Source organism: Citrobacter sp. CFNIH10, from assembly GCF_002934585.1.
Taxonomy (GTDB): domain Bacteria; phylum Pseudomonadota; class Gammaproteobacteria; order Enterobacterales; family Enterobacteriaceae; genus Citrobacter_A; species Citrobacter_A amalonaticus.
The window spans coordinates 1,157,544-1,182,422 of the sequence record NZ_CP026216.1 but is presented as its reverse complement, the minus strand read 5'-3'; the positions used below and the strand labels follow the sequence as shown (position 1 = coordinate 1,182,422).

Annotated in this window: 32 protein-coding genes; 12 read left to right on the top strand and 20 right to left on the bottom strand. The window is 50.3% G+C overall.

The genetic code is table 11. The features are described from left to right. Window positions 1-30: 30 nt before the first annotated feature. From C2U53_RS09160 to C2U53_RS09125, 8 genes are read right to left on the bottom strand one after another with little or no spacing between them, the layout of a single operon-like run. A complete protein-coding gene (locus C2U53_RS09160) occupies window positions 31-2,844 on the bottom strand; it encodes a TOPRIM and DUF927 domain-containing protein (protein WP_104445826.1) in 2,814 nt (937 codons plus the stop codon). Then, window positions 2,837-3,181, bottom strand: a complete 345-nt coding sequence (locus C2U53_RS09155) for a hypothetical protein (RefSeq protein ID WP_104445825.1) — start codon at window positions 3,179-3,181, stop codon at window positions 2,837-2,839. Before C2U53_RS09155 ends, C2U53_RS09160 begins: the two co-directional genes overlap by 8 nt. Window positions 3,182-3,192: 11 nt before the next feature. After that, complete coding sequence (locus tag C2U53_RS09150; RefSeq protein WP_104445824.1) at window positions 3,193-3,795, bottom strand: hypothetical protein; 603 nt, start codon at window positions 3,793-3,795, stop codon at window positions 3,193-3,195. Next, entirely contained in the window at window positions 3,795-4,406 is a 612-nt protein-coding gene (locus tag C2U53_RS09145) for a hypothetical protein (protein ID WP_104445823.1), read from the bottom strand. The genes C2U53_RS09150 and C2U53_RS09145 overlap by 1 nt, the downstream gene beginning before the upstream one ends. Next, complete coding sequence (locus tag C2U53_RS09140) at window positions 4,403-4,603, bottom strand: hypothetical protein (RefSeq protein ID WP_061066844.1); 201 nt, start codon at window positions 4,601-4,603, stop codon at window positions 4,403-4,405. The genes C2U53_RS09145 and C2U53_RS09140 overlap by 4 nt, the downstream gene beginning before the upstream one ends. After that, window positions 4,600-4,800, bottom strand: coding sequence for a hypothetical protein (locus C2U53_RS09135; protein ID WP_061066843.1), 201 nt, complete (start codon window positions 4,798-4,800; stop codon window positions 4,600-4,602). Before C2U53_RS09135 ends, C2U53_RS09140 begins: the two co-directional genes overlap by 4 nt. Beyond that, a complete protein-coding gene (locus C2U53_RS09130; protein ID WP_061066842.1) occupies window positions 4,797-5,063 on the bottom strand; it encodes a hypothetical protein in 267 nt (88 codons plus the stop codon). Before C2U53_RS09130 ends, C2U53_RS09135 begins: the two co-directional genes overlap by 4 nt. After that, on the bottom strand, window positions 5,060-5,275 hold the full coding sequence (locus tag C2U53_RS09125; RefSeq protein ID WP_061068781.1) for a host cell division inhibitor Icd-like protein: 216 nt from the start codon (window positions 5,273-5,275) through the stop codon (window positions 5,060-5,062). Before C2U53_RS09125 ends, C2U53_RS09130 begins: the two co-directional genes overlap by 4 nt. A 151-nt stretch (window positions 5,276-5,426) precedes the next feature. On the opposite strand from C2U53_RS09125, the gene C2U53_RS09120 reads away from it, so the two are divergent. Continuing rightward, window positions 5,427-5,609 carry a YlcI/YnfO family protein gene (locus C2U53_RS09120; RefSeq protein WP_071887300.1) on the top strand — a complete coding sequence of 61 codons (183 nt, stop codon included), beginning with the start codon at window positions 5,427-5,429 and terminating at the stop codon, window positions 5,607-5,609. Between the two features lie 427 nt (window positions 5,610-6,036). Here C2U53_RS09120 and C2U53_RS09110 read toward each other — a convergent pair whose 3' ends face one another. The 7 genes from C2U53_RS09110 to C2U53_RS09080 all read right to left on the bottom strand — a co-directional run bounded on the left by C2U53_RS09110 (window position 6,037) and on the right by C2U53_RS09080 (window position 11,166). Continuing rightward, window positions 6,037-6,216, bottom strand: coding sequence for a DUF4222 domain-containing protein (locus C2U53_RS09110; protein WP_061066841.1), 180 nt, complete (start codon window positions 6,214-6,216; stop codon window positions 6,037-6,039). Beyond that, on the bottom strand, window positions 6,209-7,051 hold the full coding sequence (locus C2U53_RS09105) for an antA/AntB antirepressor family protein (RefSeq protein WP_061066840.1): 843 nt from the start codon (window positions 7,049-7,051) through the stop codon (window positions 6,209-6,211). Before C2U53_RS09105 ends, C2U53_RS09110 begins: the two co-directional genes overlap by 8 nt. Before the next feature lie 13 nt (window positions 7,052-7,064). After that, entirely contained in the window at window positions 7,065-7,499 is a 435-nt protein-coding gene (locus C2U53_RS09100; RefSeq protein ID WP_061066839.1) for a hypothetical protein, read from the bottom strand. After that, window positions 7,499-7,705: an AlpA family transcriptional regulator gene (locus C2U53_RS09095; RefSeq protein ID WP_061066838.1), complete on the bottom strand. Its 207-nt coding sequence runs from the start codon at window positions 7,703-7,705 to the stop codon at window positions 7,499-7,501. Before C2U53_RS09095 ends, C2U53_RS09100 begins: the two co-directional genes overlap by 1 nt. Window positions 7,706-7,792: 87 nt before the next feature. Continuing rightward, window positions 7,793-8,758, bottom strand: a complete 966-nt coding sequence (locus C2U53_RS09090) for a hypothetical protein (RefSeq protein WP_061066837.1) — start codon at window positions 8,756-8,758, stop codon at window positions 7,793-7,795. Between the two features lie 94 nt (window positions 8,759-8,852). Continuing rightward, on the bottom strand, window positions 8,853-10,172 hold the full coding sequence (locus C2U53_RS09085; RefSeq protein ID WP_172740567.1) for a site-specific integrase: 1,320 nt from the start codon (window positions 10,170-10,172) through the stop codon (window positions 8,853-8,855). A 130-nt stretch (window positions 10,173-10,302) separates the two neighbouring features. After that, the gene (locus C2U53_RS09080) at window positions 10,303-11,166 is read right to left on the bottom strand and encodes a YicC/YloC family endoribonuclease (protein WP_104445822.1); all 864 of its coding nucleotides are present in this window, start codon (window positions 11,164-11,166) and stop codon (window positions 10,303-10,305) included. Between the two features lie 124 nt (window positions 11,167-11,290). Here C2U53_RS09080 and rph point away from each other — a divergent pair, with 124 nt between their 5' ends. Beyond that, window positions 11,291-12,007 carry a ribonuclease PH gene (gene rph / locus C2U53_RS09075; protein ID WP_042998636.1) on the top strand — a complete coding sequence of 239 codons (717 nt, stop codon included), beginning with the start codon at window positions 11,291-11,293 and terminating at the stop codon, window positions 12,005-12,007. Between the two features lie 78 nt (window positions 12,008-12,085). Beyond that, window positions 12,086-12,727: an orotate phosphoribosyltransferase gene (gene pyrE, locus C2U53_RS09070; protein WP_042998635.1), complete on the top strand. Its 642-nt coding sequence runs from the start codon at window positions 12,086-12,088 to the stop codon at window positions 12,725-12,727. Window positions 12,728-12,766: 39 nt separating this feature from the next. On the opposite strand, the gene slmA is transcribed toward pyrE, so the two are convergent. From slmA to coaBC, 3 genes are all read right to left on the bottom strand, one after another. Continuing rightward, a complete protein-coding gene (gene slmA, locus C2U53_RS09065) occupies window positions 12,767-13,363 on the bottom strand; it encodes a nucleoid occlusion factor SlmA (RefSeq protein WP_042998634.1) in 597 nt (198 codons plus the stop codon). A gap of 108 nt (window positions 13,364-13,471) precedes the next feature. After that, entirely contained in the window at window positions 13,472-13,930 is a 459-nt protein-coding gene (gene dut, locus C2U53_RS09060; RefSeq protein ID WP_042998633.1) for a dUTP diphosphatase, read from the bottom strand. Further along, window positions 13,908-15,128 carry a bifunctional phosphopantothenoylcysteine decarboxylase/phosphopantothenate--cysteine ligase CoaBC gene (coaBC, locus tag C2U53_RS09055; protein WP_104446880.1) on the bottom strand — a complete coding sequence of 407 codons (1,221 nt, stop codon included), beginning with the start codon at window positions 15,126-15,128 and terminating at the stop codon, window positions 13,908-13,910. The genes dut and coaBC overlap by 23 nt, the downstream gene beginning before the upstream one ends. Before the next feature lie 173 nt (window positions 15,129-15,301). Here coaBC and radC point away from each other — a divergent pair, with 173 nt between their 5' ends. The 4 genes from radC (at window position 15,302) to mutM (ending at window position 17,566) form a co-directional block, all read left to right on the top strand. After that, a complete protein-coding gene (gene radC, locus C2U53_RS09050) occupies window positions 15,302-15,967 on the top strand; it encodes a DNA repair protein RadC (RefSeq protein ID WP_042998631.1) in 666 nt (221 codons plus the stop codon). Window positions 15,968-16,233: 266 nt separating this feature from the next. Continuing rightward, on the top strand, window positions 16,234-16,470 hold the full coding sequence (gene rpmB, locus C2U53_RS09045) for a 50S ribosomal protein L28 (RefSeq protein ID WP_002436699.1): 237 nt from the start codon (window positions 16,234-16,236) through the stop codon (window positions 16,468-16,470). A 20-nt stretch (window positions 16,471-16,490) separates the two neighbouring features. Then, window positions 16,491-16,658, top strand: a complete 168-nt coding sequence (rpmG, locus tag C2U53_RS09040) for a 50S ribosomal protein L33 (RefSeq protein ID WP_003024094.1) — start codon at window positions 16,491-16,493, stop codon at window positions 16,656-16,658. A gap of 98 nt (window positions 16,659-16,756) precedes the next feature. Further along, window positions 16,757-17,566 carry a bifunctional DNA-formamidopyrimidine glycosylase/DNA-(apurinic or apyrimidinic site) lyase gene (mutM, locus tag C2U53_RS09035; protein WP_044328861.1) on the top strand — a complete coding sequence of 270 codons (810 nt, stop codon included), beginning with the start codon at window positions 16,757-16,759 and terminating at the stop codon, window positions 17,564-17,566. A gap of 25 nt (window positions 17,567-17,591) precedes the next feature. Here the strand turns inward: mutM and coaD are convergent, their stop codons facing one another. Next, window positions 17,592-18,071 carry a pantetheine-phosphate adenylyltransferase gene (gene coaD / locus C2U53_RS09030; protein ID WP_042998629.1) on the bottom strand — a complete coding sequence of 160 codons (480 nt, stop codon included), beginning with the start codon at window positions 18,069-18,071 and terminating at the stop codon, window positions 17,592-17,594. 8 nt (window positions 18,072-18,079) lie between these two features. Next, window positions 18,080-19,357: a lipid IV(A) 3-deoxy-D-manno-octulosonic acid transferase gene (waaA, locus tag C2U53_RS09025; RefSeq protein ID WP_042998628.1), complete on the bottom strand. Its 1,278-nt coding sequence runs from the start codon at window positions 19,355-19,357 to the stop codon at window positions 18,080-18,082. Between the two features lie 411 nt (window positions 19,358-19,768). Between waaA and rfaQ the strand changes: the two genes are divergently transcribed. The 5 genes from rfaQ to waaB are packed head-to-tail and all read left to right on the top strand — an operon-like array spanning window position 19,769 to window position 24,875. Next, window positions 19,769-20,839 carry a lipopolysaccharide core heptosyltransferase RfaQ gene (rfaQ, locus tag C2U53_RS09020; protein ID WP_104445821.1) on the top strand — a complete coding sequence of 357 codons (1,071 nt, stop codon included), beginning with the start codon at window positions 19,769-19,771 and terminating at the stop codon, window positions 20,837-20,839. Then, complete coding sequence (locus C2U53_RS09015) at window positions 20,836-21,960, top strand: glycosyltransferase family 4 protein (RefSeq protein WP_104445820.1); 1,125 nt, start codon at window positions 20,836-20,838, stop codon at window positions 21,958-21,960. Before rfaQ ends, C2U53_RS09015 begins: the two co-directional genes overlap by 4 nt. Then, a complete protein-coding gene (gene rfaP, locus C2U53_RS09010; RefSeq protein WP_104445819.1) occupies window positions 21,953-22,750 on the top strand; it encodes a lipopolysaccharide core heptose(I) kinase RfaP in 798 nt (265 codons plus the stop codon). The genes C2U53_RS09015 and rfaP overlap by 8 nt, the downstream gene beginning before the upstream one ends. Before the next feature lie 45 nt (window positions 22,751-22,795). Beyond that, window positions 22,796-23,776, top strand: a complete 981-nt coding sequence (locus C2U53_RS09005) for a glycosyltransferase family 8 protein (protein ID WP_042998625.1) — start codon at window positions 22,796-22,798, stop codon at window positions 23,774-23,776. A gap of 19 nt (window positions 23,777-23,795) precedes the next feature. Continuing rightward, a complete protein-coding gene (waaB, locus tag C2U53_RS09000; RefSeq protein ID WP_042998624.1) occupies window positions 23,796-24,875 on the top strand; it encodes a lipopolysaccharide 1,6-galactosyltransferase in 1,080 nt (359 codons plus the stop codon). Window positions 24,876-24,879: the final 4 nt, after the last annotated feature.

Here is a 24,879-nt window from a genome sequence, read left to right as displayed (position 1 = left end):
AACCAACACCTAAACTACGTATGTGAAAGATTATTCTTCTTGCTGGCTGTATTCCTCTGGCTGGTAACTCAGGACATACACGTTAAATTGCCGTCCCTGAATGCGTGGTGATTTCCTTTGGTACCCGCGCCCGCTGGTGGGCGGGTTGAGCATTCCTGAGTTTTTCAGGACTTCAGCAAACTGTTTAGCATTAAATCCCTTCGCGATTTCCTGCTCAAAGGCCGAGGGGAAAGTGTAGAAAATCATCGGGCTTTCCTCGTGTTCCCCTCTCTGTCGATACCCGGCAAGGTCTTTTATAGGCAGATCTGCAGGACTGTATGGGAATGGGGCGAACCGGCTCAGGCCATGCGCATTTAAAAACGCTTCTGTCTGCTCAATTATTTGCTGATGCTCTTTGTTACCTGTGCCGAACTCTCTTACCCATGCGTTGTAGCTGTGCTGTATCGCATCACGGCAGGTCTGAGCGTCCCACCCCGTAACTACCTCTCCCAACAATAAAGCGGCCTCCAGAATGGCAAAGCGAGCGCCTACACGGTGTACCTGTTCGCCATAGTCGGCAGGTATCAGACTGCGCCAGCGCTCCTCGCACTCACGGACAGTATCAATAGCTTGCTGCTGGTGGTCTGCCAGCCACTTGATCCACTCTCTCCCGGCTGCGCCGTGGTGGTGTTGATATGCGTCTTTCAGGGCGTCAGCATGCTGCTTGCCGTTCTGATGCTCATGAAAGCGCACCGCCTTACTCAACGGAATATTGAGCAAGCGAACCAGTTGGCCTGCTTTGGTTTTGCGTCCGGCGGTGGCGATGAAGGTCTCTAAATCCATCTCGCCTGTACTGATGGCAACAGTGCGCCAGCGTTTTAGATCCCGGTTCCCGCCGTCCTTAGCTCCCTGCAATTTACCCACGCCGTTAAACAGCGCATAGGCAGACTGTGACACGCTTATAGGGTCTGAACCCTGTCCAACTTCATCCAGTGGCATCAACCCGTCATTGTGGGCAGCGGCTTCGTTTGCCAGCCCCAGCGCTGTGCCGTACCACGTCAGGCGGAGTAAGTCTGGATTGCCGTATAAGCTGCTTGCCACGTTCGCCGTAGTGGTCTTGCCCGCGCTCGATTGCTCATAAAAGTGGATCCCGAATCCATCCGCGCCCACCAGCCCGATTAACGGGGCTGCGAGAGCTGCGCCGATACCGGTCATCATGGAATAGTTGCCGAAGGCCAGATGTGCCACTCCATCCCGCCAACTACCAGTAGTACCTTGCACGGTATAACCGGCAACGGCAGAGCTTCGCCCATTGAACAAAACGGGGTGCGCTGGCGTACCAATGATTTCCCCGTCGGGCATAATGTACGCCCCACATTGCCAGCCGGTAGCGTGAGCCACGCGCCACAAATCACGGGAACCGCTGCGCTGTAGCCAGTCAGCCAGAATAGCCCGTAGGCTGCTTTTGGTCGTGACGTTCACCCCTCCTGCTTTCAGGGTGCGCCAGCCTTCACGCTCACCAATATCGGCCAGGGGGATTGCTGCGGTAGTCGGGATATCTGCGCCAAAGGCCAGCCAGCGAATAATCAGGTACTGATCTTTGTCGTCTCGCCCGGTGCCGATAACTTCCAGCGGTGAGCACAACCAGCTTTCATTGTTGATAATCTCCCCGCTGTCTTTATCCACCTTTGGAGACACGTAGAAAACGCCATCATCCCGGCTTTCAATGCGGGGTTTTAATGTGTCTTTATCACCCGGTTCACTTACCGTGTTCTTACCGTCATCAGGTAAATCCATTGCCGTAATCTTGCCGTTGTCGGGACAATTTCTTGTTGTGATCTTGTTGTCCTGAGTTTCCACCTGCGGCTGATATGCAGATTCGTTAAAAGCTAATACAGACGCTTCCAGCCCGTTTTGCTGGTGGTAGTCATTCCAGTCGGCTTTATTGCTTGTCGGAGGCAGCGATACCGATCCTGTTACTGATAAGGCCGCTTTTTCTGCAGCCTCCCTCCCTGTATTGGGCTGACCGTCTTCGTGGTGGTCGTTATCTGCAGCGATAATGATTTCTGCGTCCGGGAGTTTCCGGCGCATCACTTCCGCTACGGGGAGTAGGTTGCCAGCGTCGATTGCTGCCACTGTCAGCGCGTCAGGTCGCATCAGGTGAACAGACAATGCCGTTGCCAGCCCTTCGGCAATTAAAACGCTCTGCGGCGATTCTGGTGCGTTTACGGCGTGATATGCACCGCGCTTTGCAGAACCGGTCAGGAGTCGCTTTTCTCCCTTTGGCGTAATGGTCTGTGCGGCAGTTACAAAGCCGGATTCGTCCACCAGCGGCAATAAGATTGACCCATCGGTAAGAATGGGGAGGGTGAATCCACTCAGCCCCTTAGCAATAAGGTACTCAGATTCGCCCTGCGCAGCATTCTGACGCATCCCATCAAACAGGCGGGTAAATGTTGCCCGGCGCTGCGTTGCGTCATTTTCTGCCCGCTGCTGGCGCTCCTGCTCGCGTCGTTGGCTCTCAGCCTCCAGTTGCTTTCGCCTCTGGCTGGCTTTCGCTTCGTCCTGTTCCTCTGTCCGGGAATCAATACCCAGCACGCCAGCGGCAAGCTTCGCCGCTTCTGTGGTATCGCAGTTGTTCACCTTCTTAATCAGGTCTAAGCCGTCGCCAGCACCGCACTGGTTGCAGATGTGAGCGCCGCGCCCGTTGTCGTCGAACCGGAAGCGATCCGTCCCGCCACATGCGGGACATCCTGCGTGGCGGTGAGGCGAGTCGGGAACATCGATATTCAGTCCAGCCAGCACATGAGGCCAGTTGTTCGCTGCGGCGCTGGTCACTTCACGAATAAGGTCGATATTACGCATTATTTCCCCCTACCGTTGCGCCCATGTCGGCAGTCATGCTTGTCCATGCGCTGATCCCGTCATCCGTAATTCCCTCAGCATCAACGCACCGGGACAGATACGCGATCCCGATACTTTCCCATTGTGCTGCCGGATAATGCTCTTTGAGTGCTTCCAGTGCGTAACCATCAACAAGGTCACGTATCCCTTTGATACCGCCGATAACCTCCACGCGAACAGACTCACCATTTGCGTCAATCATGAAATAATCACCGCCGTTGGTCGCTGTAATATGGTCATACAGTGCCGCCGCATACTGGTTAGCCAGCGCATTCAGTCGAAAGTTTTTAGTAATCACGCTCTCTCTCCTCAGTGCGCCACTGGCGTTTCAGGCCAGCCGTTTACTTCCAGATCGCTAATAAAGTGATCATGTAGCTCTGCCAGTACTTCACGCCCGAACGGCGTTAGCTCGCCCAGCTCAACATCCAGCATGGAACGATAGAAAATAATGATATTCTCTGTCCCTTGCTCAACACCGTAACGCTCGAGCATGGCTCCCTCAATGTTATTCGCCATCGCCAGACGCTCAGAGAACGGATAAACCACAATCCCGGCTGATTCATTGGAGTAAATCGCTACCTGTGACGTGGTGCCGTCAGCCTCTGCGACTGTGGTCGTGCCATTCTCCCGCTTCATTTCAGCGATAAACACGGCGGCAATCAGCCAGCGCCACATGGTGACGTTGTGCTGTGACGTATAATCGAACCAGCCAGCGTTACCACCTTCAGCCACAGCAAGATGGATGGCAAAACCCTCATCCAGTTTATCGTCATACTCGCCAGCATCCAGACGCGTTATAGCCTCCTCAAAACTGAGGAGGGTAGTATGCTCACACACTCCAGCATCACTCTGGGTCATGATGTTCACGCCATCCGGAGTGGCTTCTGCGCAATAGTTCATAGCCCTCTCCATCAGTGAATAGCCTGGCTATCAGGGAACGCGCCGGTGACTGCCATAGTGATAAAGGCATCCAAAAACCCGGTGATTTGTCTCATCCCATCATCAGACAGAATCAAACCGCCATCCTCAGGGGAGTTAGTCACCATTGTCCGATAGGCTTCCACGCTGGCAACCTTGCCCTCGTCGCCACCTAAAACCTGCAAAAGCTGCGTTTCGACCAGGCACATAAGCGCATTGCGGACATTCATCATTCTCAGTGGGATGGGGATCCCGCCCCCGGCATAGGTGTAATATTTATCCTCACCCGGTGTGATGCCTTCAGCCTCGCAACCGTTTTTTTCAAGTTCACGGATAAACATGCTTGCTACCAGCCAGCGCCACATAGCGATCTGCTGGTTCAGGTCAGGCTCAACCCAGCCGCTTTGGTTGGCATCATGTATTACATGCAGCGCCTGATAGGCATCAGCAGAGAGAGAATCATAAGTGCCGTTCTCGAACAGGTTGATGATGTATGAGTAGGTTTGCAGCGTACCGTTAATCATCACTCCATCAGGCGTGGCTTTTAACTCATTGGTCGCGGCTGGAACACTAACGCCAGCGCTTTTAATATTTGATTTGCTCATGCCGCAACTCCCATGTCGTTAATCTGTTTACGTTCGTAGATACGAATAATTTCTATGTCAGACCAGCCGTTACGCTTTGCTTCAGTCTCCATCTTTTCCACTGCCTGCTTCGGGCTGATTGCCTCGCCATACCATGTGACAGGCAACGGCAGCCCGGCACGGTCTAAGCAGTTGGATAACACGCGATACATATTCATTTTTTCGCCTCCTCCCGCTCTGCCATTTCTTCGATGAGCCACGCGGTTACATCACCATTCAGTCGCTTCAGCAACGCGGCAATCGTCGATATATCTCCTCCTGTAAGATGCCGAGGGCATTCTTCAATCAGGCGGCAAATGATTTCAGACTGATGCGCGCTCGCTGCTGCCTGCTCAAGAGTTATTTCGTGGCTCATGCTGTCACCTCGGTTTTCATCTGGCATTCTTCTGCTGCTGCGATTGTGTGTATCTCGAAGATCCAGGCCACCAGCTCATCCCGTGCGTCGCAGTGAGGTATTGCAGGAATAACCTCAGTCAGAACATGACAAAGTCCCGTCTTCACACGCAAAAGGCGGTTGCGTGAAATATTCTCGGAGGTGTTCGGAGTAGGGGCTTCCTCATTGCCGATAACAGATCTGATGCGGTCGCCGATTACCTTTGCTTGCTCGATTTGATTCATGCTGAAATCTCCAGAACATGAAGGCGGGCAGACAAAGAGAGAATGAAATGCGGTGCCAAGATGCGACGTGCCTCACGCTCAGTTTCAGCCTCAACAGACAGACGGCAAGGTTTCGCCTTTTTGTCGTGGTGGTTGATGGCGAGGAAACGCCAAGTGAATTTTTTAAGGGTGTAAGAATCCCGCCCTTGCGGGTGTGTGGTACGATTGCTCATAGCTACCTCGATACTATTACTATCGGTGGTGGTTAGAAGCCCGATTGGTGTTAGCGCACCCTCGGGCTTTGCCGTTTTTACAGATCGGTATTGAATTACCGCAAGTTGGTAGTTACCATCTGTATTGCCATTATAATACTGGTAACTACCAATGCAAGATGATAAGCAGAAAAAAGCGTTCGATCGCAAGGGGAGCACCATGAAGCACATTCGCTTTGAGGATGAACTACTTGAGCAAATCAACGCTGTTGCTGGACAAGGCAATTTCAGTTCTTGGGTTAAAGACTCATGCCGCGATAGGCTGCGGAAAGAAGGAATCAAACCTAAGGCTTGATTTTTTTCAGCAACATTGCAAAGGGTGGCCTTATGGCTGCCCTTTTTTATGGACTCCGAATACTCACCTTCTCGCGTAACGACCCCTAAAAAATCTTCTGGTGCGTGCGTACTGCTCGCAAAAGCCGATGTAACACGACCCATAACGGTAGCACGCCAGTTCACGCTACCAGTTAGCAGGAGGATTTTATTCCCCACAGTCAGCTTTTTTGAGGTGATTTTTTCTTGGTTTAAAATGTCATCATTTGTCGTCATCCCCCGTGCGTGGATGTCAGGTTTTGTGAGGTTCAGGCTAAGTTTTGCTAAGCCCTTAGCCATAACAATTGATAACAGGTAATCGTTCACGACCTTAGGTTTTATAAGGTTCTGAGGGTTAACATTTGTTAACAGGCCAGCCAGGGGGAATCCCTTGCTCTGGACGGTAGCCATCATTGCGCCACCTCCCGGAATTCCTTAGTAAAGCGTTCTAGTGGTTGTACGCATGGTGAATGATATCCGTCACGGTAGAACGTCACGCGATTGGATGTAACGCTTTCAACCGTCACCATAGCGCCGTGCGCGTCCTTAAAGCGCTGCTGCGGTCGTGGGATGCTGGTGGTCTTAGTCATGAGCAACCTCCTGATGCTTTGCCATCCAGCGCTGTGACAGGCGGGTTAATTCTGCTTTGCGCTGATCAAACTCCATGCCCATATCGATCAGCGTGATGTTGGTATTCTCAAGGTAAGCAAAGTGCTCAAGTTGCTCAGCGTTCATGCTGTCGCGTGGCTCACCCTCCACACCATTTGCCTGCGCCCATTGCTTAGCAGTCAGACCACCAAGAACAATGCGAGACAGCATGTTGCTCTCATTGGTGTAGTGATGGCGCTGTGTGGTTTTACCTTGCTCCATTCGTGCCAATTCAAGCGCTTCACACATAGCGGTGAAACGACCAGCCGCATTGATGCGGGCTTTAAGATGCTGGCGATACCGGGCGGCAATCTCCGGTACGCTGCGCTGTAGTTCTTCCTCACACTGGATGAAGTAACGTCGAACGGCTCGGCCCTGCTCGTTGCGCTCAACCATAGCCATCTCTTTTGCCATACCAAGAGAAAGCCCGGTATCTTTGCTACGCCGATCCCCTCCGCGTTTCGTTACCCAGCCGCCGTCGAGCTGGTTATTTTCTGCGCTTTGGTTCCCCAAAATGGGGGAATCAAACACCACGTAATCAACGCCCTGCTCGAAGCCGTAATCCTTGATACGGTCAGAAAGCCACGTTGAGTAGTCACGCCCCACTCCCAGCACTTTATGCAACGCCTTAGCGCTCACAATATTGGCTTCACGCCCGCCAATCAGACCTGAATTAACCGGCACAATAGCGGCAAAGTCGTTATTGATAATTACGCTCTGGCCTACGTTAGATTGTGGGGCGGCCTCCGAAGTGAATCGGCTTTTTTCGAGTTTCATATTTCAGACTCCGTTATGCGGCGGTAAATGCGTCCGGGTATAGGTTGAGAATGTCGGTTATTTCAGACTGAGTAAGCCCCTGATAACCACCCGTAACAGCATTGCTGTTAACCAACTGGATGACTCGCATCACGTCACCACGGCTTACAAGGCGGTAGCGTAGGTGTGAGCCAATGCCATCCGGGTTTTTCTCGTCGATACGCTCAAGCTGAATATCGAGGCGGCGTTCTATTTCAGATGCATAGTTGCGGCCAGACGAAAGACGGCAGTAGCGAAGAATATCGTTCTCTGTCCATCCCTCTACGCCAGTGCGCAGCATATAGACGCGGGCACGATGCTTTTTCGGCGTACGCTTCATCTGTTGAATAGAGTGGGCTGGTGGCGTAACATCGGATCCGCGAATATCTGAGTTAGCCGCCTGCTGTACTGGGCGGTTTTTCTTTTCCATTACGCCACCTTCCCGCGGCGTTCTGCCAGCCAATTATGAATCTCTACCGCGTCAAATGCGGTTACGTTGTCGGTGAGTTTTACTGGTCGTGGCAGCGTACCATTCTTAACCCAGCGGTCGATAGTTGGCATAGATACACCCAACATTTCCGGCAATCTATACCGGCGGATGTATCCAGTAGTAGGAATGGTTGATTGCTTTGTCATTTCCCCGTAACTCCTGTTGATAGCGGTTGTTACGGGTATTAAATGGCAATATCAGTGAGCAATGTTGCAAATTTAAAACGGTCAGTTTCAAATTTTGAAGTATTTTTCAATGGTTGCTGAGGCTGGCATTTTCATATTGTTAAATTTACCCTCCTTCTGCTGCCTTTCAAGAAATGCGCTTAGTATGCTGTGGCGCTTGTTAGCAGTCGCCTTCATGACGTCATCCCCCAATTCTGGTACACACCTGATTAACATCTCCAAGAACTCGCCAACCTTATTAGTGTTCACTTCTGGAACGCTTTTTTCTATCATCAATTCATTTGGTTGTGACTGGCGAACTCCTCCATTGATGAAATTTGGTATATCTTGCCCAATGTAGCTGTATATTTTTTCAATTTGACATCTGGTAATAAAAATATCTTTTACTGTGATAGTCGCAATTGGCTTAACATCTGCTTCGTTTAGCAATCCAGATGCGTAGAGATGCTCTGTTAAAGGTTGGGCCATAATCACATAATCATCATAATTATCGAGATTTAACGGAACGTCTGCCTCTTTAAAGGAAAGGTTAAAAGAGGTGAATGAAATTTCTTCATTATTTTTTAATGCGTTGAAGAATGAGTGAGGTAGGTGACTTAATGATAGCGCCCATAATCCGGAAAGATTCAAGATTGGTTTCTTTAGTCCGGGAATGTCCTTATTTTGATAAAGCCGTCTAACTCGCGCAGTCGCTGTCGGATTCATATCAAATTCAGCTTTTGGCATAAACAGGCTTAAAGGTGATTTGTTTGTGTACTTTGTCATCAGTTTAGGAGGGAATTTCTCCTCCCATTCATTTGATTCTTCCCAAGCGCCAAGTGTAAATAATGCTGCTTCAAAATCATGCAGGGCTAAACAAATTTCAATGGCGCCAACTTGAATAAAATGAATTAAATCATTTAGATGGCAGTTAAGCAGTTCTGCTGCCCTTGGCAGAGAACAAAATTCTAATGCAGGAATGTTGTTACGTTTCCATACATTCATATCATTTTGTTTATCGTTTTTCTTTGTCATCGCGTCACCTTTCACGCTATGCCTTAATGAGCGATTGAGTCAGACGGCAAGGCTTCCGCTTTTCGCCCCGTCGGGCTAGGCTCAATCTGTCCGCTTACTTCACTATTCTTATTGGTGTTACGTTGTAATCTTCACCGCTCTCCAGCGCCACCAGCAGATCGGCCCATTGTGCCAGCGCTGCTTTGCGTTCATCAAAATACTGGTGCCGGTTATAGATACCCTCTACGCCTTTGATACGGTGATTTAGACATCTTTCTGCGACTACCGGGTCAACTCCCAATGCCGCTAAATGTGTACGAGCTGTACGGCGGAAGTCATGAATGGTGAAGTTCGGCACGTCCGGCATTTCTGCGCGTACCTTTGCCAGCGCCACGGGCAGAGTGCTTTCCTGAATGTGTGGAATCATCCTGTTTTGCATCTTTCTGGCTGGCAATACCCATGCGCTGTTGCATGAGAACGTGTAAAGCTCTCTTAGCCATTCAACTGCTGGTGGTGCCAGCGGAATATCTATTGCGTCACCATTTTTGCTGCGTTCTTCTGGTAAGTGCCAAATGCCTTTGTCCAGGTCGAACTCTTCCCAGCGGGCGGCGCATAACTCCATTTTACGAACGCATAGGGCTAACAATAGTTTGAAAGTGATCTCATTCTGTCGACTGAATCCCTTTGCGGTGCGCATGGCCCTAAATAGCTGGATTAACTCATCACGGGTTAACCAGCGGTCACGGCTAACCTCCTTCCCACCAGCGTCCGAAACCTCAAATGCGGAACATGGGTTAATCTCCAGTGCGTGCCGTTTGATTCCGTAGTCGAATATGCGGCGTGTCCAGCGTAGAACGTCTGTCGCTATGGTCGGTGCTCCACGGTCAACAATAGCTTTAAGCATGTCATCAATGTGCCGTGGCTTTACGTCCTCCACCTTCATGCGTCCAATATGGGGATTAATATCCTTGTCGATCCGGCGGCGTAGTATGTCTGGATGCTTCCAGCGAGGCAGTATTTGGCGTTCAAAGTATTCGGCGGCAAGATCTGAAACGCGCATGGCGTTTTTTTCTGCTTCCATCTTCGCCAGGGCCTTGGCTTTCCGTTCCTGTTTTTCTCCTGCCACGTCATAACCAAGCGCAACGCGGGCGGCTAGTTCTTTGGCGGTCTCTCTGGCTTTAGATAGTGATAGCTCGGCATAGGAGCCAATAACCATAGCCCGTTGCTTACCAGAGAACTTATAGCGGAATCGCCAGCTTGGGGATTGGTCTACCTGTCGGTATCGGAGGTATAGACCGCCACCATCTGCGCGTCCTTCGAAGCGTTCTCCGGCTTTTATCCACGCACGGATCTGCATGTCTGTCAGTTTTGGCATTTTGCGAATATCCAAACTTTGAATAGAGGGTGTACCCAAAGTGATGTACACAAAACTCATTGGGTACACCGTTGGGTACACCTTAACTATGCGCTTTGTTGCGTCTTTATGATAGCCCATGATAACAAAAAAGCCCGGCTAAATGCGGGCTTTGCTGGTTTTGTGCGTCTTTGTGATAGCTCTTAAGTATTTACTCGATATTCTGGATCTGCTCGCGCATTTGCTCGATTAAAACTTTCAGTTCGATGGCGGAATTGGTCACTTCCGCATTAATGGATTTTGACGCCAGCGTATTCGATTCGCGATTGAATTCTTGCATCATGAAGTCCAGACGGCGGCCTACTGCCTCTTTTTTCTTCAGGATGTTGTAGGTTTCTTTAACGTGGGCGTCCAGGCGATCCAGTTCTTCTGCCACATCAATGCGCTGTGCCATCAGGACCAGTTCTTGTTCCAGACGGTTATTTTCCAGTTGGACCTGAGCGTCTTCAAGCTTAGCGACCAGACGCTCGCGCTGCCATTGTAGAATTTCTGGCATATGGGCGCGGACCTTAACAACTTCAGCGCTGACGCCTTCCAGACGTTGTTCGATCAGCGTTTTCAGTGCCTGACCTTCCGTTTCGCGGGCAACGATGAAATCGTCGAGCGTGCCGTCGAGTGCGGTCAGGATTTCTGCAGCAATGGCGTCCAGATCCTGCTCCTGTGCTGCCATAACACCGGGCCAGCGCAGGATATCGACCGGATTGATTTCCCCTTCATCACTCTGCATTTTGACCCAGTTAGCTGCATTCACGAGTTGTTTTGCGAGCTTTTCATTCAGGATGAGCTCGCCCTGCGCGCTGGCATCGGGTTCAAAGCGCAGCATGCATTCGACTTTACCGCGCTTCAGGCGCGTACGAATGCGTTCACGAACAACAGGCTCAAGGCTACGGAACTGTTCCGGCAGACGAAAGTAAGTTTCCAGATAACGCTGGTTTACCGAGCGCATTTCCCAGGTGGCGCTACCCCATTCACCCTTGATTTCACGCCGGGCGTAGGCGGTCATACTGCGGATCATAGACGTTCCTGTTTTTAAAGGAGAGATGGGAGGATTATAGCCATCCCGGCCTTGTCAGGATAGGAATAACCGCCGGAAGTCCGTATAATGCGCAGCCACATTCGTTTAAGCCGGAGATCTCAATATGCGTCCAGCAGGCCGTAGCGCTAATCAGGTGCGTCCCGTAACCCTGACCCGTAACTATACAAAACACGCTGAAGGCTCGGTGCTGGTCGAATTTGGAGATACCAAAGTGCTGTGCACGGCCTCAATTGAAGAAGGCGTACCGCGTTTTCTGAAAGGTCAGGGCCAGGGTTGGATCACCGCTGAATATGGCATGTTGCCGCGTGCAACGCATACCCGTAACGCGCGCGAAGCCGCAAAAGGCAAGCAGGGCGGCCGTACTATGGAAATTCAGCGTCTGATCGCCCGTGCGCTGCGCGCTGCAGTCGATCTCAAAACGTTGGGTGAATTTACTATCACCCTGGACTGCGATGTGATCCAGGCCGATGGCGGCACGCGTACCGCTTCCATTACCGGTGCCTGTGTGGCGCTGGCAGATGCGCTGAACAAACTGGTGGCCAGCGGTAAGCTGAAAACTAATCCGATGAAAGGGATGGTTGCTGCGGTATCCGTGGGGATCGTTAACGGCGAAGCGCTCTGCGATCTGGAGTACGTTGAAGACTCAGCGGCGGAAACCGATATGAACGTGGTGATGACCGAAGATGGACGAATCATTGAGGTGCAGGGGACGGCAGAAGGTGAGCCGTTCAGCCATGAAGAACTTCTCACCTTGCTGGCACTGGCCCGAGGGGGAATCGAATCCATTGTTGCGACGCAGAAGGCGGCGCTAGAGAATTGATTTTAAGGCGACCAATGAGTCGCCTTTTTTTTGTCCGTAGATTTTGTCAATGATGAAAGTGAAATGAGGAGCGAATCCATGAAACCCTATCAACGCCAGTTTATTGAGTTTGCGCTTAACAAACAGGTACTCAAGTTTGGCGAGTTCACGCTGAAATCCGGGCGCAAGAGCCCCTATTTCTTCAACGCCGGCCTGTTTAATACCGGGCGCGATCTGGCACTGTTAGGCCGTTTTTACGCTGAGGCATTAGTGGATTCTGGCATTGAATTTGATCTGCTTTTTGGCCCGGCTTACAAAGGCATTCCCATTGCGACGACCACGGCGGTCGCGCTGGCGGAACATCATGACAAAGACCTGCCGTACTGCTTTAACCGCAAAGAAGCCAAAGATCACGGAGAAGGTGGCAATCTGGTTGGCAGCGCATTACAAGGCCGCGTGATGCTGGTAGATGATGTGATCACCGCTGGTACGGCCATCCGGGAATCGATGGAAATCATCCAGGCCAATGGTGCAACGCTGGCTGGTGTGCTGATCTCTTTGGATCGTCAGGAACGCGGACGTGGCGAGATTTCTGCCATTCAGGAAGTCGAGCGCGATTATGGCTGTAAGGTGATTTCCATCATCACCCTGAAAGACCTGATTGCCTATCTGGAAGAGAAGCCGGAAATGGCAGAGCATCTGGCAGCGGTGCGGGCGTATCGGGAAGCGTTCGGCGTTTAACGTGAGTGGCCGGATAACGCGTGCGCTATCCGGCAAACATTACTGCAGTTGCGCGGCGAGCAGTGGCCAGCGGGCATCAAAATCATCCGTAGGACGGTATTTGAATTCGCTACGCACAAAGCGCGACAGCATACCTTCGCAGAAGGCGAGCAGTTGACTTGCCAGTAACGTTTCATCCGTCACGTACCCTTCACCTTCACGCATCCGCTTTTCCCGCAATACCTGGCGCAGTTGTGCTTCAATGCGTTCGAACAGTTGGTTGATACGTCCTTGCAGGCGATCTTGTTCAAACATCAACGCATGTCCAGTCAGGATGCGCGTCAGGCCAGGATTGCGTTCGCCGAAACCCAGAATCAATAACACAATCAGGCGCACACGCGCGTGAGTATCTTTTTCATCTTTCAAAATCAAATTGATACGGGTGATCAGGCTGTCTTCGATAAACTCAATCAGGCTATCGAACATGCGGGTCTTGCTGGGAAAGTGGCGATACAATGCCGCTTCGGAAACGCCGACAGAAGCCGCCAGTTTTGCTGTTGTGATGCGCTGGCTTCCATCACTGGATTCCAGCATCAGCGCCAGAGACTGAAGTATTTCTTCGCGACGATTCCTTTTCGCAGTTTGTTTTTCTGCCATGTTACAAAATACCCCTGAAAATAAGCACTTGCAGGCGAGCATCCACACTATGACCGCAAACCCAGGGCTTGCGGTGATGTTATGACGTTATCGGGATGCGTAACTTTCTTACTTACGACCGGAATGGCCGAAACCGCCTTCACCACGGTGGGTGGCATCAAACTCTTCCACCAGATTAAATTCGGCCTGCACGACTGGCACAAAGACCATCTGTGCGATACGTTCGCCCGGCTCAATGGTAAAACTGTCCTGACCACGGTTCCAGACGGATACCATTAGCTGCCCCTGATAGTCAGAATCAATCAACCCCACCAGGTTGCCCAGCACGATACCATGCTTATGGCCCAGACCCGAACGCGGCAGGATGACGGCAGCCAGAGACGGATCGGCGATGTGAATAGCCAGCCCGGTTGGCAGCAGCGTGGTTGCGCCCGGCGCCAGTTCTACGGCGTCATCGAGACAAGCCCGCAGGTCAAGTCCGGCGGAGCCGGAGGTGGCATACGTCGGCAGCGGGAATTGCTTGCCGACACGCGGGTCCAGAATCTTAACGTCGATTTTTTTCATCATAACGGGTCACGATCTCGTCGAGTAATAATTGGCCCAGGAGTGCTTTGCGCTCAAGCGGTAAGACTTTATCTCCATCCTGCCAGAAAAGGTGTAAAGCGTTGCTGTCGCTATTAAACCCTTGAGTTGAAAGCGAAACATCGTTTGCACAGATCAAATCAAGGTTTTTACGGATACGTTTTTGCCGGGCATATTCTTCCACATTATTCGTTTCCGCGGCAAACCCAACGACATAGGGGCGATGGTCTTTACGTGCGGCAACCCCGGCGATGATGTCTGGGTTCTTGACCATTTTTATTGTTAATTCATCACCTTGTGTTGCCTGTTTCTTAATTTTTTCCGGGGCGACAATCGCGGCGCGATAGTCTGCTACGGCAGCGCAGCCGATAAAAATATGTTGCTGTTGGACGGCGGATTGCACCGCCGCTTCCATTTCCAGAGCGGTCATCACATCAACACGCTGTACAAAAGGCGGCGTGGGTAATGATACCGGGCCGGCGACCAGCGTAACGTTCGCCCCGCGACGGGCTGCGGCGGCGGCGATGGCAAACCCCATTTTGCCGGAGCTGTGGTTGGAAATGTAGCGCACCGGATCGAGCGGTTCGCGCGTCGGGCCCGCGGTAATCATGATGTTAAGATGTTGCAGATCGTTGACAGGGGCGAAATGTGCCGCGGCCATATCGACAATCGTTAAAGGATCCAGCATACGGCCCGGCCCTACATCACCGCATGCCTGGCTGCCGCTGTCTGGTCCCCAGATGAGCAACCCACGAGAAGCCAGAACGCCCAGATTATGCTGCGTTGCCGCAGCCCGGTACATCTGCTGGTTCATTGCCGGTAAAACAGCAACGGGCGCAGGAGTAGCCAGACAAATCGTAGACACCAGATCGTTTGCCATGCCGGCTGCGACACGCGCGATAAGGTCTGCGGTGGCCGGGGCGAGAATCACCAGGTCGGCCCATTTTCCTAACTCAATATGGCCCATTGCGGCCTCTGCCGCGGGATCCAGCAGGCTGTCGGAAACGGGATACCCGGAAACCGCCTGTAAGCTGAGTGGGGTAATAAAGGCTTTAGCCGCCTCGGTCATTGCCACTCGGACATCAGCGCCGCGTTCGCGCAGACGACGCACCAGTTCAGGGGTTTTGTAGGCAGCAATGCCGCCGCTGACGCCGAGAACGATTTTTTTACCGGCCAGGCTCATCATGATCATTCCTGTTGGATTACACCAGAAGGCGGATATTTTATCACAATCCGTAAACTGTCGTGCGTTCACCCATGAATCACTTTGCGAGGCGCTACGCAGGAGTGGAAATTGTACGTCGATTCCCCCTCCGGCCCATGCCACCATGCGTGCTGGCATGAGGAGGTGTGGGGATGGAAACTGCTGAATATGTGCTGCCGAGGGAAAAACTGTTGGCGCTTGGGGTCGATACGCTGACGGATGACGAACTACTGGCGCTCTTCTTACGGACCGGAACGCCCGGGAAAGATGTCTTTGCGCTGGCAAAAGAGATCCTGGAACATTTTGGCTCTCTTTATAGCTTGTTGACGGCGGACTACTCTCAATTCAGCGCGGTGACAGGGATTGGCGTAGCAAAGTATGCGCAGCTTAAAGGCATCGCGGAACTGGCCAGGCGCTTTTATGAAGTGCAAATAAAAGGTACGAACCCATTACTCAGCCCGGTGTTAACACGGGATTTTTTGCAGAGCCAATTAGCGGGGGAGGCGCGGGAAGTTTTCATGGTGGTTTTTCTCGATTCTCAACACCATGTCATTAAACATAGCCGCCTTTTCTCTGGCACACTCACCCATGTTGAGATCCATCCGCGTGAAATTATTCGTGAAGCGATAAAAATCAATGCATCTGCGGTGATCCTTGCCCATAATCATCCGTCGGGGTGTGCAGAGCCGAGCAAAGCGGATAAACTTATCACCGAGCGTGTCGTAAAATGCTGTCAGTTCATGGATATCCGTGTGCTTGATCACCTTGTCATTGGACGCGGAGAGTACGTTTCGTTTGCGGAACGAGGTTGGATTTGACGCACTTTGCGCGATCCATCGGGATCTTTGTCTGTTCGGGACTTGAGCACATCGCTGACTCAGCGTATACTACGCCACCTTTGAGAATCTCGGGTTTGGCATTTGGGCCTGGCAATCGAGTGTTCACTTAGACACCCAATCATTCACGTTGCGTTAAGGCAGCTTGAAGGGTGAGGTGTAGAACCGCGATGACCGGGCTGTAAAGCCTGACGAGGCGCCGATACCCCATACGAAGCTCGAGCTAATTTGATTTTTGGAGAATAGACATGTCCCGAGTCTGCCAAGTTACTGGCAAGCGTCCGGTGACCGGTAACAACCGTTCCCACGCACTGAACGCGACTAAACGCCGTTTCCTGCCTAACCTGCACTCTCACCGTTTCTGGGTTGAGAGCGAAAAGCGTTTTGTCACCCTGCGTGTATCTGCTAAAGGTATGCGTGTAATTGATAAGAAAGGCATCGATACAGTTCTGTCTGAACTGCGTGCCCGTGGCGAAAAGTACTAAGTACTAAGAGGAAATAAATCATGGCTAAAGGTATTCGTGAGAAGATCAAGCTGGTTTCTTCTGCTGGTACTGGTCACTTCTATACCACCACGAAGAACAAACGTACTAAGCCGGAAAAACTGGAACTGAAAAAATTCGATCCAGTTGTCCGTCAGCACGTTCTCTACAAAGAAGCGAAAATTAAGTAAGTCTCGCTTTGCTGTAATGAAAAACCTCGCTTCGGCGGGGTTTTTTGTTTTCTGGCCATCCCCATATTAGTGAGACCTGATACACAGCCGGAGACGTTATGCCTGAATTACCTGAAGTCGAAACCAGCCGCCGCGGTATTGAACCGCATCTGGTCGGGGCAACCATTCTGCATGCCAATGTGCGTAATGGACGTCTGCGTTGGCCGGTATCAGAAGAGATCTACCGTCTGAGCGACAAACCGGTGCTCAGCGTTCAGCGCCGTGCGAAATACCTTCTGCTGGAGCTACCCGATGGCTGGATCATCATTCACCTGGGGATGTCAGGCAGTCTACGTATCCTTCCTGAAGAACTGCCGGCAGAAAAACATGACCATGTCGATTTAGTGATGAGTAACGGTAAAGTCCTGCGCTACACCGATCCCCGTCGCTTTGGTGCCTGGCTGTGGACGAAAGAACTGGAAGGGCACAACGTACTGGCGCATCTCGGTCCTGAACCGCTAAGCGATACTTTCAACGGCGAATACCTGCAACAGAAATGTGCGAAGAAGAAAACGGCGATTAAACCCTGGTTGATGGATAATAAGCTGGTCGTGGGGGTCGGAAATATCTACGCCAGTGAATCTCTGTTTGCTGCGGGTATTCATCCTGACCGTCTGGCGTCGTCATTGTCGCCGGCTGAATATGAACTGCTGGTGCGCGTGATTAAGGCCGTCCTGCTGCGTTCAATAGAACAGGGGGGAACGACGCTGAAAGATTTTCTGCAAAGCGATGGTAAACCGGGCTATTTTGCTCAAGAGTTGCAGGTCTATGGCCGTAAAGGTGAGCCATGCAGAGTGTGCGGAACGCCGATCGTAGCATCGAAACACGCGCAGCGTGCGACGTTCTATTGCCGTCAGTGCCAGAAGTAAGACGGGGCGTCCCGGATGCGGGGCGCTATTTGAGCTTTGCCAACAGCGCCTGATGAATATTCTCGGGCAGGAAGTGGGTGACATCACCCTGATGGCGGGCCACTTCTTTCACCAGTGACGATGAGATGAAGGACCACTCTTTAGAAGGCATCAGAAAGACGCTTTCCAGCTCTGGCATCAAATGCCGATTCATGTGGGCCAACTGCATTTCGTATTCAAAATCCGCGACGGCGCGCAATCCACGAATCAGGATGTTGGCCTGTTGCTCACGCGCAAAGTTGGCCATCAGATCGCTAAAACCTAGCACTTCAACGCCAGACAGATGGGCAGTGGCCTGCTGAGCCAGCGCGACACGTTCTTCAAGGCTGAACATCGGTTTTTTACCGGGACTTGCCGCAATCGCCAGAATGACATGATCAAACATCTGCGTAGCACGCGTGATGATATCGATATGGCCGTTCGTCAACGGATCAAAAGTACCTGGATAAATCGCCCGTTTTTGCATAACAGCCCTCAATGCGTTTTCGGTGGCAGATAAGGTTCCAGCAGCTGTAGCAGGCGCTGTAACGCCCCCTGGTTTTGATAGAGAACTTCAACTGCGTGACGACCATAGAAATTACGATAATCGGCATCGGTCAGTAAAGAGGAAACCTCTTTGGCAAGACTTGTGGCGTCCGTGACCGTAATCAAACCGCTGGCCTGCTCCAGACGGGCGCAAATATCTTTGAAATTGAAGGTATGGGGTCCCATTAGCACCGGAATTGCGTGTGCCGCGGCTTCCAGCGGGTTATGTCCGCCACGTTCAACCAGTGATCCTCCGACAAATGCCAGATCCGCAATTCCGTAAAGCAGCATCAGTTCACCCATCGTGTCACCTACGACGACCTGGGTACTGGCCGAGGGGACTTCGCCGGAGGAACGGGTGGTATAGCTTAGCCCGGCTTCACGCACGAGGTTAATCGCATCCGGGAAGCGTTCCGGATGACGCGGGACCAGAATCAACAGCAGGTTGGGGAACTGGTGTAACAATGCCTGATGCGCGGCGATGATAATACTCTCTTCACCATCATGAGTACTGGTTGCGATCCACACCGGGCGATGCGGCGCCCACTGGCGACGCAGCGTAACAGCTTTTGCGGCAAGCTGTGGCGTCACGGAAATATCGAACTTCAGACTGCCGGTGACGGTCACCTGATTGTTCTTCGCGCCCAGCGTCACAAAGCGCTGACCATCCTCTTCATTTTGCGCTGCAATTAGCGTAATACGACGAAGGATTCGGCGGATAAATTTCCCCAACTTCGCGTAACCGTCAGCGGAGCGGGCAGAAAGACGCGCATTGGCGATGACCAGTGGAATATGCCGTTTATGAAGCGCGGCAATCAGGTTCGGCCATAGCTCCGTTTCCATAATCAGCACCAGCTTAGGATCAACCTTGTTCAGAAAGCGACTCAGCGCATCGGGTAAATCGTAAGGCAGGTAGACGTGCTGAACATCGCTACCGAAGGCTGACTGGACACGCTCGGAGCCGGTTGGCGTCATCGTGGTGACCGTGATCGGTAGATCGGGGTAGCGATGTCGCAGGGCGCGAACCAAAGGAATGGCTGCCAGTGTTTCGCCGACAGAGACGGAATGGAGCATAATCCCGCCCGGTTTCAGGGGGCGACGGTAAAAACCGTAGCGTTCACCCCAGCGTTTACGGTAGGCCGGGGCCTTACGTCCGCGCACCCAAAGCCGTATCCAGATCAAAGGCTGAATAAGGTAGAGAAGGGCGGTGTAAAGCAATTCGAGCATAGTAAATAGCTGACTTATGGATGTGCTGGGGATTCTATGTATTTAGCCAGGGCTTTACCATTACTTTTCCTGTTTTTGACTTAAATAGCTTTAAGTCCGACTTATTCCGCCAGCCCGGCTCATCTTTTTTGAATTTTTATGCCATTTATTGATTTTTACTGCTATTGCCGTTGTTAACCGAGCCAATCGGTGACGAAAAAAACGATGCTCAGGTTAATATCGATTTGATTTAAAAAAGAAAAACACCCACTTTGCGGTTAATTTATTCGAGTCGGATCGCAGCGAAAGAAGTGATACACTAGCGCGTAAAAGTCAGTGCAATATCAGTGATCGGGTAGCTGTTGAGCCTGGGGCGGTAGCGTGCTGTTTTCTGCTTAACTTTATCGGACAATCACAACAAAAGAGTCGCGTGTGGAAAAGCCTTTTCGAAAAATTCTGGTCATCAAGATGCGTTTCCACGGGGATATGCTATTAACCACTCCCGTTATCAGTACGCTGAAGCAGAACTATCCTGACGTCAAAATCGATATGCTTCTTTACCAGGATACGATGCCTATTTTGTCGGAAAACCCCGAGATTAATACCCTTTATGGCATCAGTAATAAGGGAACAGGGGCGGCAGAGAAAATTAAAAATACGCTTTCGCTGATTAAGACCTTACGCAACAACCAATATGATCTGGTCATCAACCTGACCGATCAGTGGATCGTGGCGCTGATTGTCCGTTTTTTACACGCAAGAGTAAAAATATCCCAGGATTTCGCCAACCGGCAGTCTGCATTCTGGAAACAGAGTTTTACCCATCTCGTTCCCTATTCCGGCGAACACGTTGTCGAACGTACGCTGTCAGCACTCAAACCGCTGGGGCTGGAGCATATTGTTACTGAAACGACGATGAGCTATCGACCTGAACACTGGGAGAATATGCGTCGACAGTTGCGCCAGCTTGGCGTGACGCATCAGTATGTGGTGATTCAACCTACGGCAAGGCAGTTATTTAAGTGCTGGGATAATGACAAATTTTCCCGCGTCATTGATGCTCTTGAACGTCGTGGTTATCAGGTCGTGCTGACGTCCGGCCCTTCTGCTGACGATTTAGCCTGTGTGGAAGAGATTGCGCTGGGGTGCGAAACCAAACCGGTAACCGGGCTGGCAGGTAAAACCCGATTCCCGGAATTAGGCGCGCTGATTGATCATGCCGCCCTTTTTATTGGCGTTGATTCAGCCCCAGGGCATATCGCCGCGGCGGTCAAAACGCCGGTGATATGTCTATTTGGCGCGACAGACCATGTCTTCTGGCGCCCCTGGACTGACAATATTATTCAGTTCTGGGCAGGGGACTATCAGCCGATGCCTAAACGATCTGAACTGGACCGTAACAAAAAATATATGTCCGTTATTCCCGTTGAGGATGTGATTGCGGCAACGGAAAAACTGTTGCCGCAGAACGCGCAAATTATCGAAATGGATGCGCCAGTATGATCGTGGCTTTTTGTTTGTATAAGTATTTTCCGTTCGGCGGACTACAACGTGACTTTATGCGCATTGCGCAAACCGTCGCAGCCCGAGGTCATCAGGTCCGTATTTATACCCAATCGTGGGACGGAGAATGCCCGGATGCTTTTGAGCTCATTCGTGTACCGGTTAAATCGCGGACCAACCATGGGCGTAATGCGGAATATTATGCCTGGGTACAGGCGCATTTGCGTGAGCATCCCGTTGACAGGGTCGTAGGGTTTAACAAGATGCCAGGCCTGGATGTCTATTTTGCCGCGGATGTCTGTTATGCCGAAAAAGTTGAGCAAGAAAAAGGCTTTCTCTATCGTCTGACCTCCCGTTATCGCCATTATGCGGCGTTTGAACGGGCAACGTTTGAACAGGGTAAACCGACGCAGTTATTAATGCTGACGGATACGCAGATTGCTGATTTCCAGAAGCATTATCAAACCGAAGCGGAGCGTTTTCATATTCTCCCTCCGGGGATTTACCCGGACAGAAAATACAGTGCGCAAATCCCGAATGCCCGTGAAATCGTTCGCCAGAAGAACGGTATTTCGGAGCAGCAAAACTTACTGTTGCAGGTTGGCTCTGATTTTACCCGCAAAGGGGTGGATCGTTCGATTGAAGCACTTGCGTCACTTCCGGCGGCGCTGCGGCATAACACACTTTTGTATATTGTCGGTCAGGATAAGCCACGCAAATTTGAAGCGCTGGCAGAAAAACGCGGCGTGCGCAGTAATGTACATTTTTTCTCCGGACGCAATGATGTCTCGGAGTTGATGGCTGCCGCCGATTTGTTACTGCACCCGGCCTATCAGGAAGCGGCAGGTATTGTTCTGCTGGAGGCGATTACTGCTGGCTTGCCAGTGTTGACCACGGCCGTTTGCGGTTATGCGCATTATATTACGCAGGCTAACTGTGGCGATGTCATTGAAGAACCCTGGCGGCAGGACGCGTTGAACGACATTTTGCGTAAAGCGCTGACCCAGCCGTCATTGCGTGCTGCGTGGGCAGAAAACGCGCGGCATTATGCGGATACGCAAGATTTGTACAGTCTGCCGGAAAAGGCGGCGGACATTATTACAGGTGGTCTGGATGGTTGAATTGAAAGAACCGTTAGCCACATTATGGCGCGGGAAAGACGCGTTTGAGGAAGTCAAAACGCTGCAGGGTGAAGTCTTCAGGGAGCTGGAAACTCGTCGTACGCTGCGATTTGAACTGGCGGGGAAAAGCTATTTCCTTAAATGGCATCGGGGTACTTCTCTCAAGGAAATTGTCAAAAACCTTCTCTCGCTGCGGATGCCGGTTTTGGGCGCTGACAGAGAATGGAACGCTATTCATCGCCTCCAGGATTTAGGCGTGGATACGATGTATGGCGTTGGTTTCGGTGAGAAAGGGCTCAACCCTCTGACCAAAACGTCGTTCATTATTACCGAAGATCTCACGCCGACCATCAGTCTGGAAGACTATTGTGCGGATTGGGCAACGAATCCACCGGACGTCAACGTCAAGTGGATGATTATTGACCGTGTGGCCACGATGGTGCGCAAGATGCACGCAGGTGGAATCAATCACCGTGATTGCTATATCTGCCACTTCCTGCTGCATCTGCCTTTTTCAGGCAATAAAGAAGACTTAAAGATTTCGGTTATTGATCTACACAGGGCACAGATTCGTACGAAAGTTCCTCGCCGCTGGCGTGATAAAGACCTGATTGGCCTCTATTTTTCGTCGCTAAACATCGGGTTGACACAGCGGGATATCTGGCGGTTTATGCGGGTTTATTTTGATGTTTCGCTGAAAACGATTCTGCATTCAGAAACTGAGCTTCTCGGCCAGGCTGCAGAAAGAGCGGAAAAAATAAAAGTAAGAACAATTCGGAAAAAATTATAATTGATTTATGTTATAGTTTATCTCAATTAAGCAAGGTTTTCTAAATTGACTAATGTCAGCAAATTTGTCACAAAAAAAGAAGAACTATTCCCAAATAGTGAGGTATTAGAGAATACGCTTCATATCTCACTTTGTTTTGATCGTGGTTTCGTAATGCCTGCTGGGGTGGCAATATTTTCTATCATTGAAAATAATAAAAATATCAACTTACATTTTCATCTGTTAGTTTCTGATGTACCAGAAAACGATTTGGCATTATTCTATGAGTTAAACAGGCCAAATGTGTTAATCACCATTTATCATATAAATGGTGATTTTAATATAAACCCTGAAACGCTTGTTCTGGGTATTCCATTATCAACTTGTTTACGCTTTTTAATTCCAGAGGTTATTGATCAATCCATTACTAATGTGATGTATTTGGACTGTGATATAATTTGCTACGGTAGTTTAATTGAACTGGTTGACTATGATTTGCAAAATAATATTGCTGGAGTGATATCAGACTCTATAGAAATGCAAGCCCGTGTTGATAGTTTAGATTATGGCGTAAAATTTATTAAATATTTTAATGCTGGTGTTATGCTAGTTAACATTCATGAATGGCGAGTGAATAACATTACATACAAAGCATTGAATATGATCAATAGCGGTAAAGTATACAGATACGCAGACCAGGATGTTTTAAATATTTTACTTAATGGACGTCTACACTATCTAAATGCGAAGTTCAACAATAAAACAACGTTAAGCGTATATCATAATGTAGAAGATGAAAACATAGAAAATACCGTTATCATGCATTATGTGACACCAAATAAACCATGGTATCTTATTTTTAATGCCAGTAACTTCGGGCGATACTTCTCCCAATCGCCATGGCGGAATACTAAAAGATATCTCTCCCCATCGGCAAGTGAAATTAGAATAAAATCAAAATCGCTATGGCAGGATAGGAAATATGGCGAGGCAATAACTTATTACCTGCGTTATTTATTGATGAAAATATTTAACATAAAATTTTAGCCGGGACTGGACTATCTATATGAAAATCGCATTTATTGGCGAAGCTGTGTCCGGGTTTGGTGGAATGGAAACGGTCATCCGGGATGTTATCAACAATTTTCAGGCTGAACATTCTGCAATCCAGTGTGAGATGTTTTTCTTTTGCCGACATGACAAAATGGATAAGGCATGGTTAAGCGGTATTAACTACTCATGCTCTTTCTCCACTATCCGTCTGGGCTTTTTACGTCGGGCAAAGCATATCCATACGTTTAGCCACTGGCTAAAGAAAACAGAACCCGATGTGGTGATCTGTATTGATGTGCTGTCTTGCCTGTTCGCCAGTAAAGCGCGGAAGAAAGCAGGGCAGAATTTTACGATATTCTCCTGGCCACATTTTTCGCTGGATCATAAAAAACACGCCGAATGTGTTAGCTGGGCAGATTATCATCTGGCAATCAGTAGTGGTATCAAACACCAGATGATCGAACGGGGTATTGATCAAAAAAAAATTACCGTTGTTTATAATCCCGTTTCCAGAAAGTCAGAAATTATTCCGCAACCAGAAAAAGGCCAACCCGCGGTCTTTCTGTATGTCGGAAGGATGAAGTTTGAAGGGCAAAAAAGGATTAAGGATCTGCTGGATGGATTATCCCATGCGGAAGGCGAATGGCGGTTGCATGTGGTTGGTGACGGTTCAGATTTTGAAAAATGTCAGTCCTATGGACGAGAACTGGGGATTGATAATCGTATTACCTGGCATGGTTGGCAGGTCTCTCCCTGGGATGTGGTGCAAAACAAGATAAAGAACGTCACGGCACTGTTGCTGACATCATCATTCGAGGGCTTTCCGATGACTCTGTTGGAAGCCATGTCGTATGGCATTCCGTGCATTAGCTCTGACTGTATGTCTGGTCCACGGGATATGATCAAACCGGGCATCAATGGCGAATTGTATCCTCCGAAGGATCTCCAACAGTTTACTCATTTGCTCAATCAAATTCTCTCTGGTCAGATAAAGTATGATAGTCATCTGATTCCTGAGACGATAGATAACTTCTATAATGAAGTCTATTTTCAGCATTTAAGAAGTGCGATATTTTCCAAAATCAATAAGTGATCAC

Bases quoted from the DNA above. Each gene is read 5' to 3' on its own strand.
- C2U53_RS09160 (WP_104445826.1), bottom strand. From the start codon at position 2,844: ATGCGTAATATCGACCTTATTCGTGAAGTGACCAGCGCCGCAGCGAAC.
- C2U53_RS09150 (WP_104445824.1), bottom strand. From the start codon at position 3,795: ATGGAGAGGGCTATGAACTATTGCGCAGAAGCCACTCCGGATGGCGTG.
- C2U53_RS09145 (WP_104445823.1), bottom strand. From the start codon at position 4,406: ATGAGCAAATCAAATATTAAAAGCGCTGGCGTTAGTGTTCCAGCCGCG.
- C2U53_RS09140 (WP_061066844.1), bottom strand. From the start codon at position 4,603: ATGAATATGTATCGCGTGTTATCCAACTGCTTAGACCGTGCCGGGCTG.
- C2U53_RS09135 (WP_061066843.1), bottom strand. From the start codon at position 4,800: ATGAGCCACGAAATAACTCTTGAGCAGGCAGCAGCGAGCGCGCATCAG.
- C2U53_RS09130 (WP_061066842.1), bottom strand. From the start codon at position 5,063: ATGAATCAAATCGAGCAAGCAAAGGTAATCGGCGACCGCATCAGATCT.
- C2U53_RS09125 (WP_061068781.1), bottom strand. From the start codon at position 5,275: ATGAGCAATCGTACCACACACCCGCAAGGGCGGGATTCTTACACCCTT.
- C2U53_RS09120 (WP_071887300.1), top strand. From the start codon at position 5,427: ATGCAAGATGATAAGCAGAAAAAAGCGTTCGATCGCAAGGGGAGCACC.
- C2U53_RS09110 (WP_061066841.1), bottom strand. From the start codon at position 6,216: ATGACTAAGACCACCAGCATCCCACGACCGCAGCAGCGCTTTAAGGAC.
- C2U53_RS09105 (WP_061066840.1), bottom strand. From the start codon at position 7,051: ATGAAACTCGAAAAAAGCCGATTCACTTCGGAGGCCGCCCCACAATCT.
- C2U53_RS09100 (WP_061066839.1), bottom strand. From the start codon at position 7,499: ATGGAAAAGAAAAACCGCCCAGTACAGCAGGCGGCTAACTCAGATATT.
- C2U53_RS09095 (WP_061066838.1), bottom strand. From the start codon at position 7,705: ATGACAAAGCAATCAACCATTCCTACTACTGGATACATCCGCCGGTAT.
- C2U53_RS09090 (WP_061066837.1), bottom strand. From the start codon at position 8,758: ATGACAAAGAAAAACGATAAACAAAATGATATGAATGTATGGAAACGT.
- C2U53_RS09085 (WP_172740567.1), bottom strand. From the start codon at position 10,172: ATGAGTTTTGTGTACATCACTTTGGGTACACCCTCTATTCAAAGTTTG.
- C2U53_RS09080 (WP_104445822.1), bottom strand. From the start codon at position 11,166: ATGATCCGCAGTATGACCGCCTACGCCCGGCGTGAAATCAAGGGTGAA.
- rph (WP_042998636.1), top strand. From the start codon at position 11,291: ATGCGTCCAGCAGGCCGTAGCGCTAATCAGGTGCGTCCCGTAACCCTG.
- pyrE (WP_042998635.1), top strand. From the start codon at position 12,086: ATGAAACCCTATCAACGCCAGTTTATTGAGTTTGCGCTTAACAAACAG.
- slmA (WP_042998634.1), bottom strand. From the start codon at position 13,363: ATGGCAGAAAAACAAACTGCGAAAAGGAATCGTCGCGAAGAAATACTT.
- dut (WP_042998633.1), bottom strand. From the start codon at position 13,930: ATGATGAAAAAAATCGACGTTAAGATTCTGGACCCGCGTGTCGGCAAG.
- coaBC (WP_104446880.1), bottom strand. From the start codon at position 15,128: ATGAGCCTGGCCGGTAAAAAAATCGTTCTCGGCGTCAGCGGCGGCATT.
- radC (WP_042998631.1), top strand. From the start codon at position 15,302: ATGGAAACTGCTGAATATGTGCTGCCGAGGGAAAAACTGTTGGCGCTT.
- rpmB (WP_002436699.1), top strand. From the start codon at position 16,234: ATGTCCCGAGTCTGCCAAGTTACTGGCAAGCGTCCGGTGACCGGTAAC.
- rpmG (WP_003024094.1), top strand. From the start codon at position 16,491: ATGGCTAAAGGTATTCGTGAGAAGATCAAGCTGGTTTCTTCTGCTGGT.
- mutM (WP_044328861.1), top strand. From the start codon at position 16,757: ATGCCTGAATTACCTGAAGTCGAAACCAGCCGCCGCGGTATTGAACCG.
- coaD (WP_042998629.1), bottom strand. From the start codon at position 18,071: ATGCAAAAACGGGCGATTTATCCAGGTACTTTTGATCCGTTGACGAAC.
- waaA (WP_042998628.1), bottom strand. From the start codon at position 19,357: ATGCTCGAATTGCTTTACACCGCCCTTCTCTACCTTATTCAGCCTTTG.
- C2U53_RS09015 (WP_104445820.1), top strand. From the start codon at position 20,836: ATGATCGTGGCTTTTTGTTTGTATAAGTATTTTCCGTTCGGCGGACTA.
- rfaP (WP_104445819.1), top strand. From the start codon at position 21,953: ATGGTTGAATTGAAAGAACCGTTAGCCACATTATGGCGCGGGAAAGAC.
- waaB (WP_042998624.1), top strand. From the start codon at position 23,796: ATGAAAATCGCATTTATTGGCGAAGCTGTGTCCGGGTTTGGTGGAATG.